Annotated in this window: 15 protein-coding genes and 1 riboswitch; of the genes, 5 read left to right on the top strand and 10 right to left on the bottom strand. The window is 70.0% G+C overall.

Annotated features, from left to right (window positions below):
• Positions 1 to 35: 35 nt before the first annotated feature.
• The 10 genes from ACZ6J5_RS26510 to ACZ6J5_RS26465 all read right to left on the bottom strand — a co-directional run bounded on the left by ACZ6J5_RS26510 (position 36) and on the right by ACZ6J5_RS26465 (position 10,650).
• Positions 36 to 875: a thioesterase family protein gene (locus ACZ6J5_RS26510; RefSeq protein ID WP_469395560.1), complete on the bottom strand. Its 840-nt coding sequence runs from the start codon at positions 873 to 875 to the stop codon at positions 36 to 38.
• Positions 876 to 898: 23 nt separating this feature from the next.
• Positions 899 to 1,570, bottom strand: coding sequence for a trimeric intracellular cation channel family protein (locus tag ACZ6J5_RS26505; RefSeq protein ID WP_469395558.1), 672 nt, complete (start codon positions 1,568 to 1,570; stop codon positions 899 to 901).
• Between the two features lie 92 nt (positions 1,571 to 1,662).
• Positions 1,663 to 2,769 (bottom strand): ABC transporter ATP-binding protein, encoded by a 1,107-nt coding sequence (locus tag ACZ6J5_RS26500; protein ID WP_469395556.1) that lies wholly within the window; start codon positions 2,767 to 2,769, stop codon positions 1,663 to 1,665.
• Positions 2,766 to 3,869 (bottom strand): ABC transporter ATP-binding protein, encoded by a 1,104-nt coding sequence (locus ACZ6J5_RS26495; RefSeq protein WP_469395554.1) that lies wholly within the window; start codon positions 3,867 to 3,869, stop codon positions 2,766 to 2,768. Before ACZ6J5_RS26495 ends, ACZ6J5_RS26500 begins: the two co-directional genes overlap by 4 nt.
• Positions 3,866 to 4,864 carry an ABC transporter permease gene (locus ACZ6J5_RS26490; RefSeq protein ID WP_469395552.1) on the bottom strand — a complete coding sequence of 333 codons (999 nt, stop codon included), beginning with the start codon at positions 4,862 to 4,864 and terminating at the stop codon, positions 3,866 to 3,868. The genes ACZ6J5_RS26495 and ACZ6J5_RS26490 overlap by 4 nt, the downstream gene beginning before the upstream one ends.
• Before the next feature lie 137 nt (positions 4,865 to 5,001).
• Entirely contained in the window at positions 5,002 to 6,777 is a 1,776-nt protein-coding gene (locus tag ACZ6J5_RS26485) for an ABC transporter substrate-binding protein (protein ID WP_469395550.1), read from the bottom strand.
• Between the two features lie 109 nt (positions 6,778 to 6,886).
• A complete protein-coding gene (locus tag ACZ6J5_RS26480; protein WP_469395548.1) occupies positions 6,887 to 7,888 on the bottom strand; it encodes an ABC transporter permease in 1,002 nt (333 codons plus the stop codon).
• Between the two features lie 337 nt (positions 7,889 to 8,225).
• Positions 8,226 to 9,017: an enhanced serine sensitivity protein SseB C-terminal domain-containing protein gene (locus ACZ6J5_RS26475; RefSeq protein ID WP_469395546.1), complete on the bottom strand. Its 792-nt coding sequence runs from the start codon at positions 9,015 to 9,017 to the stop codon at positions 8,226 to 8,228.
• A 76-nt stretch (positions 9,018 to 9,093) separates the two neighbouring features.
• Entirely contained in the window at positions 9,094 to 9,843 is a 750-nt protein-coding gene (locus ACZ6J5_RS26470) for an enhanced serine sensitivity protein SseB (protein ID WP_469395545.1), read from the bottom strand.
• 105 nt (positions 9,844 to 9,948) lie between these two features.
• Positions 9,949 to 10,650, bottom strand: a complete 702-nt coding sequence (locus ACZ6J5_RS26465) for an AAA family ATPase (protein ID WP_469395543.1) — start codon at positions 10,648 to 10,650, stop codon at positions 9,949 to 9,951.
• A gap of 154 nt (positions 10,651 to 10,804) precedes the next feature.
• Positions 10,805 to 10,919, top strand: a riboswitch (glycine riboswitch).
• 159 nt (positions 10,920 to 11,078) lie between these two features.
• Between ACZ6J5_RS26465 and gcvT the strand changes: the two genes are divergently transcribed.
• The 5 genes from gcvT (at position 11,079) to ACZ6J5_RS26440 (ending at position 17,441) form a co-directional block, all read left to right on the top strand.
• Positions 11,079 to 12,203, top strand: coding sequence for a glycine cleavage system aminomethyltransferase GcvT (gcvT, locus tag ACZ6J5_RS26460; protein ID WP_469395542.1), 1,125 nt, complete (start codon positions 11,079 to 11,081; stop codon positions 12,201 to 12,203).
• Positions 12,204 to 12,339: 136 nt separating this feature from the next.
• Positions 12,340 to 12,717 carry a glycine cleavage system protein GcvH gene (gene gcvH / locus ACZ6J5_RS26455; protein ID WP_046905368.1) on the top strand — a complete coding sequence of 126 codons (378 nt, stop codon included), beginning with the start codon at positions 12,340 to 12,342 and terminating at the stop codon, positions 12,715 to 12,717.
• A gap of 24 nt (positions 12,718 to 12,741) precedes the next feature.
• On the top strand, positions 12,742 to 14,001 hold the full coding sequence (locus ACZ6J5_RS26450; protein WP_362485099.1) for a serine hydroxymethyltransferase: 1,260 nt from the start codon (positions 12,742 to 12,744) through the stop codon (positions 13,999 to 14,001).
• Positions 14,002 to 14,167: 166 nt separating this feature from the next.
• Entirely contained in the window at positions 14,168 to 15,553 is a 1,386-nt protein-coding gene (locus ACZ6J5_RS26445; protein ID WP_469395539.1) for an L-serine ammonia-lyase, read from the top strand.
• A 226-nt stretch (positions 15,554 to 15,779) separates the two neighbouring features.
• On the top strand, positions 15,780 to 17,441 hold the full coding sequence (locus tag ACZ6J5_RS26440) for an eCIS core domain-containing protein (RefSeq protein WP_469395537.1): 1,662 nt from the start codon (positions 15,780 to 15,782) through the stop codon (positions 17,439 to 17,441).
• The last annotated feature ends 155 nt before the right edge of the window (positions 17,442 to 17,596 follow it).

Here is a 17,596-nt window from a genome sequence, read left to right as displayed (position 1 = left end):
GCGCGCCCCGCCGTCGGCACCGGCGTCGCGGCTGCTCAGCCCCTGGGGGCCCGGGCCAGTTGGCGGGACTGGGCGACCAGGCGGTCGGCCGAGTCCCAGACCTCCGCGTCCTCCTCCAGGAAGCCGCCCGCGAGGTTGCGGGTGGTGATGGAGACGCGCAGCGGGCCGGGGGCCGGGCGGCAGCGGACGTGGGTGGTGAGCTCGACCGTCGGGGTCCAGCCCTTGAGGCCCAGCTCGAAGGAGGTCGGCGGGAGCGCGTCGACCGTGAGGAGCAGGGAGAGCGGGTCCGCGTCGCGGCCGTCCGCGAGGCCGAACCAGGCCTTCATCTCGCCCTTGCCGGAGGGTGCGCCGACCGCCCAGCCGACGCAGGACGGGTCGAGGCGGATGTCCAGGCGCTCAGTGATCGCCGAGGAGCCGGGGATCTGCGGGGTCGGGCCGTCCGAGGCGCCGAAGCACCGGTCGAGGGGGGCCAGCGCGGGCGGGGTCGCCGTGGTGCGGACGTCGTCGGGGAGCGTGCTCAGGTCGCCGTACGAGGCCAGCACGCGGATGCGCTCCACCTCGGTGCCGTCCTCCTCGTACTGGAAGAGGGACGCCTGGCCGGTGGAGAGGGTGCGGCCGGTGCGGACCGTCTCCGTGCGGATCACGGCCGGGCCCGGCGCGGACGGCGTCAGGTAGTGCGCCGAGATCGTGAACGGGTCCGGGTGCGGCAGGTGGTCGCCGAGGGCGCGGCCGAGGAGGGCGAGGAGGTAGCCGCCGTTGACCGCGTGGATGATGGTCCAGCCCGCGGAGAGTTCGGCGTCGTAGACGCCCGGGGCGCGGAGGGTGACGGCGGTGTCGCGGTCGAACTCGCTCGTCGCCTCGATGCTCGTGCTCATGGCCGCGACCGTACAGGAATTGGCTACTGAGCGGTAGCTTTTTCCTCGCGGGCGGCGGAGCGCCGGTTCCAGGCCCGCGGCGCCCGCCAGTGGTAGTGCATCGCGAGGAGGCGGAGCACGAAGGCCGTCAGGACCGCCGCGCCGCTCGTGTACCCGTTGAGGACGTCGAAGCGGATGAACAGCACCACCATCGTGGCGCCCACGATCGCCGGCACGGCGTACAGGTCGCGGTCCCAGCGGAGCAGGGACGGGATCTCGTTGGCCAGCACGTCGCGCAGCACACCGCCGCCGACCGCGGTGGCCAGGCCGAGCGCCGCCGAGGAGGTCAGGCCGAGGCCGTAGTCGTACGCCTTCGTCGTGCCCGTCACGCAGAACAGGCCGAGGCCCGCCGCGTCGAAGACGTTGACCGCGGTCTGGGTGCGCTCCACCTCGGGGTGGAGGAAGAACACCAGCACGCTCGCCACCAGCGGCATCAGGAAGTAGCCGAGGTCCGTGAAGGCCGCCGGCGGGACCGCGCCGATGATCAGGTCGCGGACGATACCGCCGCCCAGCGCCGTCGCCTCGGCCAGCACCGCGATGCCGAAGACGTCGAAGTTCTTGCGGACGGCCAGCAGCGCGCCGGAGATCGCGAAGACGAAGATGCCGACGAGATCCAGGGCGTGCTGGACGGAGGGATTGAACAGATCGTGGAGCACCGAGCAATTGTGCCGGTTGTTCCCGGTAGGGCGCGCACATGACGCGGGGCCCCCGTCGCCTCGCGGCGGACGGGGGCCCCGGCGTCGGAGCGTCAGGACTCGGGCGTCGCCTCGGGCGTCGCCGCCGTCGTGGCCTCCGGCTCCGGCTCCGGCTTCTTGGTGATCTTCACCTCGACCGACTCGCGGGCCGCCGGCACCGTGACGCCCTCGGCGTTCTCGGGGTGGTGGCACGCCACCCGCTGGCCGGGGCGCAGCTCCAGGAGCGGGGGCTCCTGGGTCTTGCACAGGTCCGTCGCCTTCCAGCAGCGGGTGTGGAAGCGGCAGCCCGGCGGCGGGGCGATCGGCGACGGGACGTCACCGGTCAGCAGGATCCGGTCGGTCTTCTGGCCCCGGCGGCGCGGGTCCGGGATCGGAACCGCGGACATCAGGGCGCGGGTGTACGGGTGCATGGGCGACTCGTACAGCGACTTGCGGTCCGCCAGCTCGACGATCTTGCCCAGGTACATGACGGCGATGCGGTCCGACACGTGCCGGATCACCGACAGGTCGTGCGCGATGATCACGTACGTGAGGCCGAGCTCCTCCTGGAGGTCGTCCAGGAGGTTGACCACCTGCGCCTGGATCGACACGTCCAGGGCCGAGACGGGCTCGTCCGCGACGACCAGCTTCGGCTTGAGCGCGAGGGCACGGGCGATGCCGATGCGCTGGCGCTGGCCGCCGGAGAACTCGTGCGGGTAGCGGTTGTAGTGCTCCGGGTTCAGGCCCACCAGGCCCAGCAGGCGCTGGACCTCCTTCTTCACGCCGCCCTCGGGCTCCACGCCCTGGAGCTTGAAGGGCGCCGAGACGATCGCGCCGACCGTGTGGCGCGGGTTCAGCGAGCCGTACGGGTCCTGGAAGATCATCTGGACGTCGCGGCGCAGCGGGCGCATCTTCGCGACCCCGAGGTGCGAGATGTCCGTGCCCTGGAACTCGACCGTCCCGCCGGTCGGCTCCAGGAGGCGGGTGATCAGGCGGCCCATGGTCGACTTGCCGCAGCCGGACTCGCCGACGACGCCCAGGGTCTCGCCCGGGTAGACCTCGAAGTCGAGGCCGTCGACCGCCTTCACGGCGCCGGTCTGGCGCTGCAGCAGCCCCTTCTTGATGGGGAAGTGCTTCTGCAGGCCGGTGACCTTCAGCAGGGGTTCCGTCGTCTCGCTCACAGCTTCGGCGCAATCTCTTCGGTCCAGATCCGGTTCCGCTCCTCCGGCGCCATGTGGCAGGCCGAGAAGTGGCGGGAACCGGTCTCCGTCAGCTCGGGGCGTACGGTCCGGGTGATGCCGTCCTTGGGGATGTCCGCGTACGGGCAGCGCGGGTTGAAGGCGCAGCCGCTCGGGACGTTGATGAGGCTCGGCGGGTTGCCCTTGACCGGGATGAGGCGCTCGGTCTGGTCCCGGTCGATGCGCGGCATGGAGCCGAGCAGGCCCCAGGTGTAGGGGTGCTTCGGCTCGTAGAAGACGTCCTCGGCCGAGCCGCGCTCCACGCACCGCCCGCCGTACATCACGAGGATGTCGTCGGCGATCTCGGCGACCACCCCGAGGTCGTGGGTGATGATGATGACCGCGGAGCCGAACTCCTTCTGGAGGTCGCGCATCAGGTCGAGGATCTGCGCCTGGACGGTCACGTCGAGGGCGGTGGTCGGCTCGTCCGCGATGAGCAGCTCGGGGTTGTTGACCAGCGCCATCGCGATCATCGCGCGCTGGCGCATACCGCCGGAGAACTCGTGCGGGTAGTTGTCGAAGCGCTTGGCCGGCTCGGGGATGCCGACCCGGTCCAGGAGCTCGACGGCCCGCTTGCGGGCGGTCTTCTTGTCGACCTCGTGGTGGACCCGGTACGCCTCCACGATCTGGTTGCCGACCGTGTAGTACGGGTGCATCGCGGACAGCGGGTCCTGGAAGATCATCGCCATCTCCCGGCCGCGCATCCGGCGCACGGCGTCGGGGTCGGCGCTGAGCAGCTCCCGGCCGTTCAGCCAGATCTCCCCGGAGATCCGGGCCTTCTGGCGGCCGTACTGGCCGACGGTGTGCAGGCCCATGATGCCGAGCGAGGTGACCGACTTGCCGGAGCCGGACTCGCCCACGATGCCGAGGGTCTTGCCCTTCTCCAGCTGGAAGGTGAGGCCGTCGACCGACTTCACCAGACCGTCGTCGGTCGGGAAGTGGATCTTCAGGTCGCGGACGTCGAGGAACGCGTCGGAGGGCGCGTTCCCGGTGGCGACCGGCTCGCCGACGGCGGCGCCGGTCTTCACGAGCTTGTCGGTCATGCCAGCCTCACTCGGGGGTCGATCACTGCGTACAGAAGGTCCACCACGAGGTTGGCGAGGACCACACAGGCGGCGGTGATGAGCGTGACGGCCATGATCAGCGGCAGGTCGCGGTCGCTCACGCCCTTGATGGCCATCCAGCCCAGGCCCTGGAGGTTGAACGCGGTCTCGGTCAGGATCGCGCCGCCGACGAGGGCGCCGAGGTCCATGCCGAAGATGGTCAGGATGGGGGTCATGGTGGAGCGCATGGCGTGCTTGCCGAGCACCACCGGCTCCGGCAGGCCCTTGGCCCGCGCGGTGCGGATGTAGTCCTCGCCGAGGACCTCCAGCATGGTGGCGCGGGTGAGGCGCGCGTACATCGCCGCGTACAGGAAGGCGAGGGTGACCCAGGGAAGGATCAGGCCGCCGAACCAGCCGCCGATCGATTCGCCGAACGGCACGTAGGTGGCGTCCAGCCAGCCGAGCTGGGTGCGGAAGACGAGCATCGCCAGCATGGCCGTGAAGAAGATGGGGAGCGAGACGCCGGCGAGCGCGGTGATCATCGCCGCGCGGTCGACGATCGTGCCCCGCTTGAGCGCGGAGATCACGCCGGTGGAGACGCCGAGGACCAGCCACAGCACGGCCGCGCCGATGACCATGGACAGGGTGATCGGGAAGGCGTCGGTCAGCATGGACCAGACGTCCTGCTCGGTCTTGAAGGAGTAGCCGAAGCACGGCGCGGCGCAGTGGATGGAGTCGCCGCCGCCCACGTAGTCGCGGCCGACGAAGATCCCGGAGACGAAGTGCCAGAACTGCACCAGGATCGGATCGCCGAGGCCGAGCTTCTGCCGGACGCCCTCGATGGCAGCCGGATCCGCCTGCTTGCCGACGAACATCGCGGCAGGGTCACTGCCGGTCAGCTTGGGGATGAGGAAGAAGATGCTGAGCGTCACCAGGGTGACGACGAGCAGCATCATGACGACGGCGAAGAGCCGCCGGATTATGTATGCAAGCATGTGCGGTCGGCCGGTCGGCGGCGGGTGGACCCGATCGGGTCCACCCGCCGCCGCGCACGGCCCTCACCTGCCCTTCGGACCTAGCGGCGGGTGCGCCGTTGGAGCGAGTTGGTTTCAGACTCGGCTGGTGTGGCGACTTACTTGGCGACGCCGAGCGACGCGTAGTCGTAGCGGCCGTTGTAGGCGTCGGCCGTGTAGACGTTGGTCAGGCGGGAGCCACGCCAGATGATGTTCTTCTCGTGGGTGAAGGGCAGGTAGACCGCGGCCTCGGAGACCTTGGTGTTGATCTGCTTGTAGAGCTCGCCGGCCTTGGTCGGGTCGGTCTCCTTCAGCGCCTGGTCGAACAGGCCGTTGACGGCCGGGTCGTTCAGCTCGGAGAAGTTGTTGTTGCCGGACTGCAGGATGAACCGGCCGTCCACGAGCGGCTGCAGGAAGCCCTGGCCGGTCGGGAAGTCGGCGCCCCAGCCCATGATGATGATGCCGTAGCCCTTCTCCTTGACCACCTTCGGCGAACCGATGATGCCGGAGGTCTGGGCGCCGTCGAACTGGTCGATCTGGGCGTCGATGCCGACGGCCTTCAGCGACTGCTGGAGGGACTCGGCGGTCGCGATCTCGATCTTCTTGTTGTTGCGGACCGCGATCGTGGTCTTGAAGCCGTTCGGCTGGCCGCACTTCGCGAGGGCCTCCTTGGCCTTCGCGAGGTCCGGGGCACCGCCGAGCTTGCCGTACGGGTCGTACTTCGGGTCCGCGCCCTTGATCGCCGGGGGCAGCATGTTGGAGGCGATGTCGCCACCGGCCTGCGGGCCGCCACGCGCGGTCTGGAGGGACTTGGAGTCGGCCGCGTAGATGATCGCCTTGCGGCACTCGATGTTGGGGATCACCGTCTGCGGGAAGACCGCGTAGCGGATGAAGCCGGTCTGCGGGTTGTCCGCGTTGCCCTTGTTCTGCTGGAGCACCTTGGAGCGGGCGGCGGCGCCGACGCCGGTCGCGTTGATGTCGAGGTCGTACTCGCCCTCGATCAGGCGGTTGTCCATGTCGTCGGCGTTCGTGGTGAACGTGACGCTGATGGTGTCCGGCAGCGCCTTGCGGATGCCGTCGGTCTTGGCGTCCCAGTTCTCGTTGCGGACGAGCTTCATGGACTTGTTCGGCGTGTACGACTGCCACTTGTACGGGCCGGAGGAGAAGACGTTCAGGCCGTACTTGGCCTTGGTGTCCTTGTCCTGGCGGACCGGGGAGGCGGCGGGCATCGCCAGCATCTGCAGGAAGTCGCCGTTGGCGACGGGCAGCTTGAAGACGATGGTCTTGTCGTCCGGGGTCTCGATCGCCTTGAGGCCGAGCTTGTCCGCGGAGGTGTCCTTGTACGGGCCGGCGTAGGCCTTCTTCGGGTCGAGGACCTGCTGGAGGTAGATCGGGCCGCCGGAGATGACGTCCTGGGCCCAGATGCGCTCGATGCCGTACTTGACGTCCTTGGAGGTGATCGGCTTGCCGTCCTCCCACTTCACGCCGTCCTTCAGCGTGAACGTGTAGGTGAGGCCGTCCTCCGAGACCTTGCCCGCGTCGGTGGCGAGGTCGGGGACCAGCTCGGTGGAGGCGGCGCCCGGCTCGGACTTGAAGGAGACGAGCTGGCGCGTGTAGTAGCGCTGGAAGTCCCAGACGAAGCCGTAGTAACCGCGCTGCGGGTCCCAGGAGTCGGCCTCCTGCGAGCCGATGAACTTGAGCTCGCCACCCTTCTTGTCGGAGGGGTTGGCGATCTGGTTGACGGCGGCGTTGAAGCCGGTCCCGCCCGCCTTGCCGCCCTTGGCGCCGCTGTCGCCGCCCTTGCCGCCGCCGCACGCGGTGGTCGCGACCATCGTGGCCGCGGCGAGCAGCGCGCCCGCGGCGATTCTGCGCCTCTGGGAGCTGTTCAGAGTCATGGTCGAGCAACCTCCGAAGTAAAGGCGGCCGTTGTCACGGTGGTCCGCCGTTGGGGGATGTGCCTCTGTCGACAGCGGCAGGGGCGGGTCTTGCGGTGAACGGCGTACGTCAGCGGGAGCTCTTCGGGTCGAGCGCGTCGCGCACGCCGTCGCCGAAGAGGTTGAACGCCAGCACGGTGATGAAGATCGCGAGGCCGGGGATCACCATGAAGAGCGGGTCGGCCTCGTAGGTGGTGATGGCCGTCGACAGCATCTGCCCCCAGGAAGCGGTGGGGGGCTTGACACCCGCGCCGAGGAAGCTGAGCGCGGCTTCGGTGAGGATGTTGGTGGGGATCATCAGGGTCGCGTAGACCATGATCGGGGCGATCAGGTTGGGCAGCAGTTCGCGGCGCAGGATGTACAGCCGGCCGGCGCCGAGGCTCTGCGCGGCCTCCACGTACTCGCGGTTGCGGAGGCTGAGGGTCTGGCCTCGGACGATGCGTCCGACGTAGGGCCAGCCGAAGAAGCCGATCACGACGACCAGCGCGGCGATGCGGACGCCCGAACCGTCGAGACCGAGGAACTGGTTGGGCAGCACGGAGACCAGGGCGATCGTGAAGAGCAGCTGCGGGAAGGCCAGCATGACGTCCATGACCCGGCTGAGCGCGGCGTCGATCCAGCCGCCGAAGTAGCCCGCGACGACGCCGAGCACGGTGCCGAGGAGGACCGCGAAGAGCGCGGCGGCGAAGGCGACGAGCAGCGAGATCCGGGCGCCGTAGACGATCCGGCTGAAGACGTCGCGGCCGTTGACCGGCTCGACGCCGAAGAGGAAGTCCGAGCTCACGCCGCCCCAGGAGCCGATCGGGGTGCCGAAGAGCGGGTCGATCTGGTCCTCGTGGAACTCGTCGGGCGGATGCCCGAGGAGGCCGACGATGACGGGCGCGAAGATCGCGACCAGGATGAGGAAGACCACCACGAAGGCGCCCGCGAGGGCGAGTTTGTCGCGCTTCAGCCTGGTCCAGGCGATCTTCCAGGGGGAACGGCCCTCGATCGCCTTGGCCGGCGCGTCGGGCACGGCGTCGACGGCCGCGGCCTGCTCGGCCGCGTGCGTCTCGTGCAGTGGTGCCGTCATCGTGGTGAGGACCCCTCTCGGCCGCCGGGTCGCCGGCCCTTGCCCGCCGCGGGTAGCGGCTCGGTGGAACAACTGCTGGGCACCGGCTCGGGGGGAGCCGAACGCCTGGTGTTCCGGGGAGTCTTCAATGTGGCCGCGATCACCCGCCAGCCCCCAAGGGGAATGTTTTCCTAAACGTGATGCGGTGCGTTGTCTTCCGTTATCCGGACGGCGTGATCGCGTGAGCGGACCAAGTCGGACGCTATTCGACCAGACCGGACATCCCGCTCAACTCATGCGGTGCGGGAGCGAATTGGGGGAACCGAAGCGACGGAACGGACGTACCGGTACGGAGCCGTCAGTACGGGCGGGGCGCGGCCGGCGGGTAGCCGTAGCCGGGGGCGTGCGGGGCCGCCGGAGCGGCGTGCGCGTCGCGGTCGTAGAACGGCCGGGCGTTCGCGTGCAGCCACATCGCGACCGGGTCGTACGCGTCGGACATCGCGACCGTGGAGACCGGCAGCCCCTCGGGGACGGCGGTGACGGTCTGGAGCATCATCGTCCGCACCGCCTCGACGGAGCCCGGCGAGGAGTCGTAGAGGTCGAGACCGATGGCGAGGTACGGGGAGCCCAGCGCGGGCTGCACCCAGGCGCGGCGCAGCGAGCGCACCGCGGGGGTGCGGTGGGCGTTCTGCGTGAGCAGGGCGTAGAACTGCGGGATCTCCAGGGCGGGTTCGGTCAGCCGCAGGGGTCCGGCGGGCATCCGGTCCAGGCCGGTGGCGATGCGGCGGAGGTCGGCCCAGGGGATGCCGACGCCGCCGCCGGGAGCGTGCGGATTCAGCCAGATCCCCCAGCGGTCGGGGTAGAGGGCGCGGGCGATCTCGATCCCGGCGACCAGCTCGTGGGCGCGGTTCCAGCCGGAGGCGGCGAGCTCCTGGGCGGAGGTGACGCAGGGCGCGTAGCCGAAGCCGTCGACCTCCATGTTCCCGTACTGGGCGTCGGGCGAGCCGGGCGAGCCCTGCCAGAGCAGCATCCGGACGTCGGCGGCGGCGAGGGCGTGCAGCAGCTGCTCGTAGGTGTCATGGCGCCCGGGTGCCACCTGGCGCAGCATGTGCCCGACCGTGTCGGTCGCGGCGGTGCCTGACGCGCTCACCTTTGGGTCCCGCCCCTCGTCGTCCGCATCGCGGTGTGGATCGGCTTGAATCAGTTCAGCTTAAACAAGGGGACGCTCACACGGCGGCGCGCTGGTAGAAGGGGCGCACCTTCGCCAGCATCCAGTCGCCGACCGGGTCCTGGGCCACGTCGAGCAGGATGAGGTTGACCGGCCAGGCCGTCTCGATCCGGCCGAGGGCGCGGCCGAGGGCGTCGAGCGGTCCGTGGCGGTCGGCGTCCGGGGCGGTGAGCTGGACCCCGATGAAGAGGGCGGGTTCGGTGCCCTCGACGCTGGCGAGGACGCGGCGGGCGGTCGCCACGGTTCCGAGCGCCTCGAACTCGGCGGAGGCGGCGGCGAGGAAGTCGACGGGGTCGTCCTGCCAGTCGGGCTCGAAGAGCCGGACGCGTCCGCCGCTGGCGGGCCCGTCGAGCGGGGTGCGGCCGGTCCGGCAGAGCTCGGCGACGGCGGGCGGGGGCAGCGGGACGCCGACGGTGCCGCCCGGGTTCACGGCGATGCCGAGCTGCGGGGGCAGCCCTCGGGCGAAGTCGCGGGCGGGGGCCACGGTGAAGGACATGTGGGAGCCGACGCAGGCGAGGAACTGCTGCTCGGAGCTGAAGACGGGCACGTAGGCGTAGCCCTCTATCTCCAGGGTGGGCAGGTCGAGGTCGCTGCTGTCGGGGCCCCCGCCGTTGGGCAGCGGCACCCAGACGGGGCTGCGTCCGAGCACCTCGACCAGTCGGCCGCCGGCTGCGGGGTTGCCGAGCGAGGCGGCCAGCGCCTCCTCGAGCTCATTGCCCGGCCACGTCACGTCCACGGTTCTCGTCATTCCCCTCTCGCGCCCGGCGCGTCCGGCACCTGGTGCGGTTCAGCACCTTAACGGCGCGTCGGGACCGACGTGACCGAAAAGGGCGCGGAAGGGGCGCGGAGTGGCTCAGGACACGTCCCGGAAGCCGATCTTCCGCAGGGTGTCGGCGGCGTCCCGGTCGAGCAGGGTGACCGAGGAGCAGCCCGGCGGCAGCAGGCCCGCCTCGGCGGTGCGCACCAGCCGGGAGACGGCCCGCCGGTGCCGGGCGAAGGCGTAGCCGGAGACGCCCCGGCCCCGGGCGAGCTGGCCCTCGCGGGCGGTCTCGGGGCCGACGTCGAGCAGGATCAGGTGCAGGGCGGTGCCGCGGCGGCGGGCCTCGCGGGCGAGCCAGCCGCGCACCCAGGACTGGGTGCCGCAGTCGTGGACGACGACACCGGCCCCGGAGCGCAGGACGCGGCGGAGTCCGGCGTAGTGGGCGAGGCGGGCGAGCGGGCGGTAGACCGCGTACGGCAGGAAGCGGGGCAGCCGGGCCTCCCAGCGCTCGCGGGTGTGCTGCGAGTCGATGGCGCGGCCCTCGGCGGCGCGGGCCATGAGGGTCGACTTGCCGCTGCCGGGCAGTCCGGAGACGACGACGACGTCGCCGGGGGCGTAGGTCAGCGCGCGGGGTCCCCGGCCGGCGCGCTCGCGCAGGTCGCGCAGCAGGCGCCCGCGGCGGCGGGTGCGGGCGCGGGCCCGTCCTCCGGCACGCGGCACGGGTATGCCCGCGCCGGTCGCGTAGGCGCCTGCGTGCCCGACGGTCCGCACCGGTGTCCTCGGCGGCAACTGCATGGCGTCTCTCCCCCTGGTAGGCCCTGCGGAGACCCTTGCCCACGAAGTGTAAAGAAAAGGTAATGAGACGCAAGCGATTTGCCGGGCCGAACCGCCGTGCAATGATGTGCGCGCAAGCGCTCGCACGAGCGTCCACAACCTCATACCGGCCGCTCGAATCCGCGCGGGAGAGTTCCGGTCACGCACCGCAGTCACAGGGGGGTGCGCCCGGGCGCCGAAGGAGCAAGTTCCTCCCTTGAATCTCTCAGGCCCCGTACCGCGTGGATGAGGCAGATCTGAAAAGCGGACCGCGCACGTCGCGCGGTCCCACCCAAGGTGCAAGCCGGGGATGCCCTCGGTGAACCTCTCAGGTTCCATGACAGATGGGGAGGACCGTCCTCCGTCATGCATGTCGTGCCCCGCACGCCCTGGGACCCGGGAGCCACCCGATGAGCACTGCCCCCCGCCTCACCGCCCTCGACGCACTGCATCGTTCGCTGGGCGCGACCATGACCGACTTCGCCGGCTGGGACATGCCGCTGCGGTACGGCAGCGAGCGCGACGAGCACAACGCCGTCCGCAACCAGGCCGGCCTCTTCGACCTCTCGCACATGGGCGAGATCACCGTCACGGGCCCGCAGGCCGTGGAGCTCCTGGACTACGCCCTGGTCGGCAACATCTCGACCGTGGGCAACGGGCGCGCCCGCTACACGATGATCTGCCAGGAGGACGGCGGCATCCTGGACGACCTGATCGTCTACCGCCTGGGCGAGACCGAGTACATGGTGGTCGCCAACGCCTCCAACGCCCAGATCGTGCTGGACGCGCTGGTGGAGCGCTCCGAGGGCTTCGACGCCGAGGTCCGCGACGACCGCGACGCCTACGCGCTGCTCGCCGTCCAGGGCCCGGAGTCCCCCGGCATCCTGAAGGCGATCACCGACGCCGACCTGGACGGCCTGAAGTACTACGCCGGGCTGCCGGGCACCGTCGCGGGCGTGCCCGCGCTGATCGCCCGCACCGGCTACACCGGCGAGGACGGCTTCGAGCTGTTCCTGAAGCCCGAGCACGCCGAGGGCGTGTGGCGGGCGCTGACCGAGGCGGGCAAGGACGTCGGCCTGATCCCCTGCGGCCTGTCCTGCCGCGACACGCTCCGCCTGGAGGCGGGGATGCCGCTGTACGGCCACGAGCTGACCACCGCGCTGACCCCGTTCGACGCGGGCCTGGGCCGGGTCGTCAAGTTCGAGAAGACCACCAACGAGGGCCGCTTCGTCGGCCGCGAGGCGCTGGAGAAGGCCGCCGAGCGCGCCGAGTCCGCGCCGCCGCGCAAGCTGGTCGGCCTGATCGCCGAGGGCCGCCGGGTGCCGCGCGCCGGCTTCTCCGTCGTCGCGAACGGGCAGGTCGTCGGCGAGGTCACCTCCGGTGCCCCGTCCCCGACCCTCGGCAAGCCGATCGCCATCGCCTACGTCGACGCGGAGTTCGCCGCGCCCGGAACCGAGGGCGTCGGCGTCGACATCCGCGGCGCGCACGAGCCGTACGAGACCGTGGCGCTCCCGTTCTACAAGCGCCAGAAGTGACGTGAGGGGCACGAGGGGCGCCTGAGGGCGCCCCGGGCGTGCGGAGTGACGTTTCCCTCACCCCGCGTCTCACTTCGTGTCTCACCCCGCAAGACCCACGTTCATCAGTACTCCCCCGATCCAGGAGAATCAGGTCATGAGCAACCCCCAGCAGCTGCGCTACAGCAAGGAGCACGAGTGGCTGTCGGCCGTCGAGGACGGCGTCGCCACCATCGGCATCACCGAGCACGCCGCCAACGCGCTCGGTGACATCGTCTACGTGCAGCTCCCCGAGGTCGGCGACACCGTGACCGCGGGCGAGACCTGCGGCGAGCTGGAGTCCACCAAGTCCGTCAGCGACCTGTACGCCCCGGTGACCGGTGAGGTCGTCGCGGCCAACCAGGACGTCGTCGACGACCCGTCGCTCGTGAACTCCGCTCCGTTCGAGGGTGGCTGGCTGTTCAAGGTGCGCCTCGCGGGCGAGCCGGACGACCTGCTCACCGCCGACGAGTACACCGCCTTCACCGCCGGCTAAACCGAGACCCCCAGGGATCGTTTCATGTCGCTTCTGAACACCCCTCTCCACGAGCTGGACCCCGACGTCGCCGCCGCCGTCGACGCCGAGCTCCGCCGCCAGCAGTCCACCCTCGAGATGATCGCCTCGGAGAACTTCGCTCCGGTCGCGGTCATGGAGGCCCAGGGCTCGGTCCTCACCAACAAGTACGCCGAGGGCTACCCGGGCCGCCGCTACTACGGCGGCTGCGAGCACGTCGACGTGGCCGAGCAGATCGCCATCGACCGGATCAAGGACCTGTTCGGCGCCGAGTACGCCAACGTGCAGCCCCACTCCGGCGCCTCCGCCAACCAGGCCGCCCTCTTCGCGATCGCCCAGCCGGGCGACACGATCCTCGGCCTGGACCTGGCGCACGGCGGTCACCTGACCCACGGCATGCGCCTGAACTTCTCCGGCAAGCAGTTCAACGTGGTCGCGTACCACGTGGACGAGGCCGGTCTGGTCGACATGGCCGAGGTCGAGCGCCTCGCCAAGGAGCACCGTCCCAAGGTGATCATCGCGGGCTGGTCCGCCTACCCGCGCCAGCTGGACTTCGCGGAGTTCCGCCGGATCGCCGACGAGGTCGAGGCCTACCTGTGGGTCGACATGGCCCACTTCGCGGGCCTGGTCGCGGCGGGTCTGCACCCGAACCCGGTCGAGCACGCGGACGTGGTCACCTCGACCACGCACAAGACGCTCGGCGGCCCGCGCGGCGGCATCATCCTGGCGAAGAAGGAGTTCGCCAAGAAGCTGAACTCCTCGGTCTTCCCCGGCTTCCAGGGCGGCCCGCTGGAGCACGTGATCGCGGCCAAGGCCGTCTCCTTCAAGGTCGCGGCCTCGGAGGAGTTCAAGGAGCGCCAGCAGCGCACCCTGGACGGCGCCCGCATCATCGCCGAGCGCCTGGTCCAGGACGACGTCACCGCCCACGGCGTCTCCGTCCTGTCCGGCGGCACCGACGTGCACCTGCTCCTGGTGGACCTGCGCGACTCGGAGCTCGACGGCCAGCAGGCCGAGGACCGGCTCCACGAGGTCGGCATCACGGTCAACCGGAACGCCGTTCCGAACGACCCGCGCCCGCCGATGGTCACCTCCGGTCTGCGCATCGGCACGCCGGCCCTCGCGACCCGCGGCTTCCAGGCCGAGGACTTCGCCGAGGTCGCCGACATCATCGCCGAGACCCTGAAGCCGGGCTTCGACGCCGAGGCGCTCAAGGCCCGGGTGACGGCCCTCGCCGACAAGCACCCGCTGTACCCCGGCCTGAAGTAATTTCGTACCCTTTTGTTACCGGACTCGTCCGGGTCCGTTCGTACGAAACATCCGGGGCACCGCGCACACTGGACAGTGAGCGCGGTGCCCCGGCCCGTGCACCACGCTCTTCGTTTCTGCGCCACCCCGGCAGACAACGGCGTCTAGCCCTCACAAGGAGTCCCCCGTGGCCATCTCGGTCTTCGACCTGTTCTCGATCGGCATCGGTCCGTCGAGCTCCCACACGGTGGGCCCCATGCGCGCGGCCCGGATGTTCGCCCGCCGGCTGAAGAACGAGGGCCTGCTCGCCCACACGGCGGCGATACGGGCGGAGCTGTACGGCTCGCTGGGCGCCACCGGCCACGGTCACGGCACCCCGAAGGCCGTCCTGCTGGGCCTGGAGGGCAGCTCCCCGCGCACCGTCGACGTCGAGAAGGCCGACGACGAGTTCGAGCGGATCAAGGCGAGCGGCCGGATCAACCTGCTCGGGATGCACGAGATCCCGTTCTCCTTCGACGACGACCTGATCCTGCACCGCCGCAAGGCGCTGCCGTACCACGCCAACGGCATGACGGTCTTCGCGTACGACGCCGAGGGCGCGCTGGTCCTGGAGAAGACGTACTACTCGGTGGGCGGCGGCTTCGTCGTCGACGAGGACGCGGTGGCCGGCGAGAACCCGATCGTCCCCGAGGACACCGTCCTGAAGTACCCCTTCCGCACCGGCGACGAGCTGCTCCGGCTCACCAAGGAGACCGGTCTGTCGATCTCCTCGCTGATGCTGGAGAACGAGAAGGCCTGGCGCACCGAGGACGAGATCCGCGCCGGTCTGCTGGAGATCTGGCGGGTCATGCAGGCCTGCGTCTCGCGCGGCATGTCCCGCGAGGGCATCCTGCCCGGCGGCCTGAAGGTCCGCCGCCGCGCCGCCACCTCGGCCCGCAAGCTGCGCTCCGAGGGCGACCCGGCCGCGCACGCGATGGAGTGGATCACCCTCTACGCGATGGCCGTGAACGAGGAGAACGCGGCGGGCGGCCGGGTGGTCACCGCCCCGACCAACGGCGCGGCCGGCATCATCCCCGCCGTCCTGCACTACTACATGAACTTCAACGCCGGCTCCTGCACCCCGGAGGAGAAGGAGGACGGCGTGGTCCGCTTCCTCCTCGCCGCCGGCGCGATCGGCATGCTCTTCAAGGAGAACGCCTCGATCTCCGGCGCCGAGGTCGGCTGCCAGGGCGAGGTCGGCTCGGCCTGCTCGATGGCGGCGGGCGCGCTCGCCGAGGTGCTCGGCGGCTCCCCCGAGCAGGTGGAGAACGCGGCCGAGATCGGCATGGAGCACAACCTGGGCCTCACCTGCGACCCGGTCGGCGGCCTGGTCCAGATCCCCTGCATCGAGCGCAACGGCATGGCGGCGGTCAAGGCCGTCACGGCGGCGAAGATGTCGATGCGCGGCGACGGCAGCCACCTGGTCTCCCTCGACAAGGTCATCAAGACCATGAAGGAGACCGGCGCGGACATGAGCGTGAAGTACAAGGAGACGGCGCGCGGCGGCCTCGCCGTGAACATCATCGAGTGCTGATCCCACGCTGATCCCGTACTGACGGGCACCGTATCCGGTCCATCACGGTGGTGGACCGGGTGCGGTCGTCCAGCCGCCTGCCCGCCCAGGACCGGTCGCAGGCGCCCCTGGGGCTCTCGTGCAGCGCCCCCTGCCCCTGCCCCTGCCCAGCGGGGCCTTCAAATGTCCTGGTCAAAGCGCTGTCGTGGAGTGGAAACCATCTGCCCCCCGGAAAGACGCCCTCTCCATGACACGCAGAGCCGACCGGTCTCAGGACTCCGATCACCAGCGGACGCCGGCGCGATCCCCTCTCCCCGCGGCCGAGGCGCCGCACATCCAGCGCACCGCTGGGAACAGCGCGCTGGTTCAACTGCTGCGCCAGGCGGGTCACCCCTGGGCTCAGGAGCAGCACCAGCACACGGCCGGCTGCGGCCACCGGCCGGGCACACAGGCCGAACAGCCCGCGGTGCAGCGCTCCGCCGTCCACGACGTCCTCGCGGGCACCGGCCGCCCTCTGGCCGCCCCCCTCCGCGCGGAGATGGAAGCCCGCCTCGGTGCCGATTTCGGCGATGTCCGCATCCACGACGACCAGGTCGCCCGCGCCTCCGCCACCGAGATCGGCGCCCGCGCCTACACAAGCGGCAGCGATATCGTCCTCGGCGACGGCGGAGGGGACAAGCACACCCTCGCCCATGAACTCACCCACGTGATCCAGCAGCGCCAAGGCCCCGTCGCCGGAGTGGACCAGGGGAACGGGCTACGCGTCAGCGACCCGTCGGACCGCTACGAACGAGAAGCGGAATCCAACGCGCACCGGGTCATGAACGGTCCCCCGTCGGTTCAGCGGGATGCGTCATCGATCCGGCCGACGTCCCACTCTCCGGCGACCGCGGACCAGAATCAGATCCAGCGGAAAATCACGCTCAACAGCCCGGAAAAGCAACGCGCCTCTCGGGATCTGGAAAATGTCGCAGCCATCGAGGCGTTCCTCAGATCCCATGACATATCGATAGTCGAACGCGCCGCGATGTCCGTGAAGGCGCCCCTCACCCCCGCTAGTTGGGCAAAAATCGGATACGCCGTAAAAGGCATCATGGAGGAGTTGGCAGGAGACGCGGAAGCGCTCTCCTACAGTGACGACAAGGCTGGCGCAGAATCCCTCGCCAGAGAGATCTGCAGTAGATTCGCCGAGCATCCCGGCGTGCATCTCTTGAATGTCGGCGGCCCGTCGCAGGGATCCAGCCAGATGGGGTTCATGGACAGATTGCTGGGCGCGGTCGGAGACACTGCGGAGAAGAAGACGGAGGACTTCTCGTTCGCCGCGGGCGTCGCGTCGGGAGCGAGGAAGGCCTTTGACGATCGCGTAGACGCGGTTCAAGGCAATATGCAGATTCCGGACAAGGAAGGGCTGCAGACACTGCTCGCAAACCTCAAGGACGGCACGAAAGTCGCCCTGTTTACGGTGCTCAACGGGCAGGAGGAGCTCGATAAGTTGGTGTCCAAAGCCGCATCCTTCGGAAGTCAAGAAGGGGGTGACAAGTTCAAGAACCAAGCCGCGGAAGCGATAAACAAGACCACGCAGCAAGTAGGGGGGGAAGTCACTGGCTCCTTCGTGATGTCGGGGGCGTTCAGGGCGCTGGCAACCTTCTTCAGCCCCGCATTGGGGGCGGCGGTCGGGGCCGGCTCCATGGTCGTGGGAGGCGTGTCGGTCCTCAACGAAGGCGTCAAGGGCGCCAAGAAGATGGAAGAGGTGAAAACGGCACACCCCACGGTGTACAACCGCGTCCTACAGGAGGTCGACAGCAAACTGGGAGAGAACCTGAATAACGCGAAGGGAATACTCAACGAGAGCGCACAGAGCCACAGCGCGAACCTCTCGGAGCATTTCCATGACTTGAACGCTTTCTAGGGCGGGCTGACCACCCGTTCCCGGCACAGTCCGATCGGGCGGGGCGCCGCGGGCCTGAGTGACGGCCTTGCGGCGGTCCGCCCTGTCGGTTCTCGCGTGGCCGGCCCGCACCTGCTCCAGGCTCGGCCGGTGGACGGCAAGGCCCTTCAGGGCAA

This window comes from Streptomyces sp. NPDC042100, from assembly GCF_055582325.1.
Note: the sequence above shows the minus strand (reverse complement) of the source record. Positions and strands in the feature narration are given on the sequence as shown.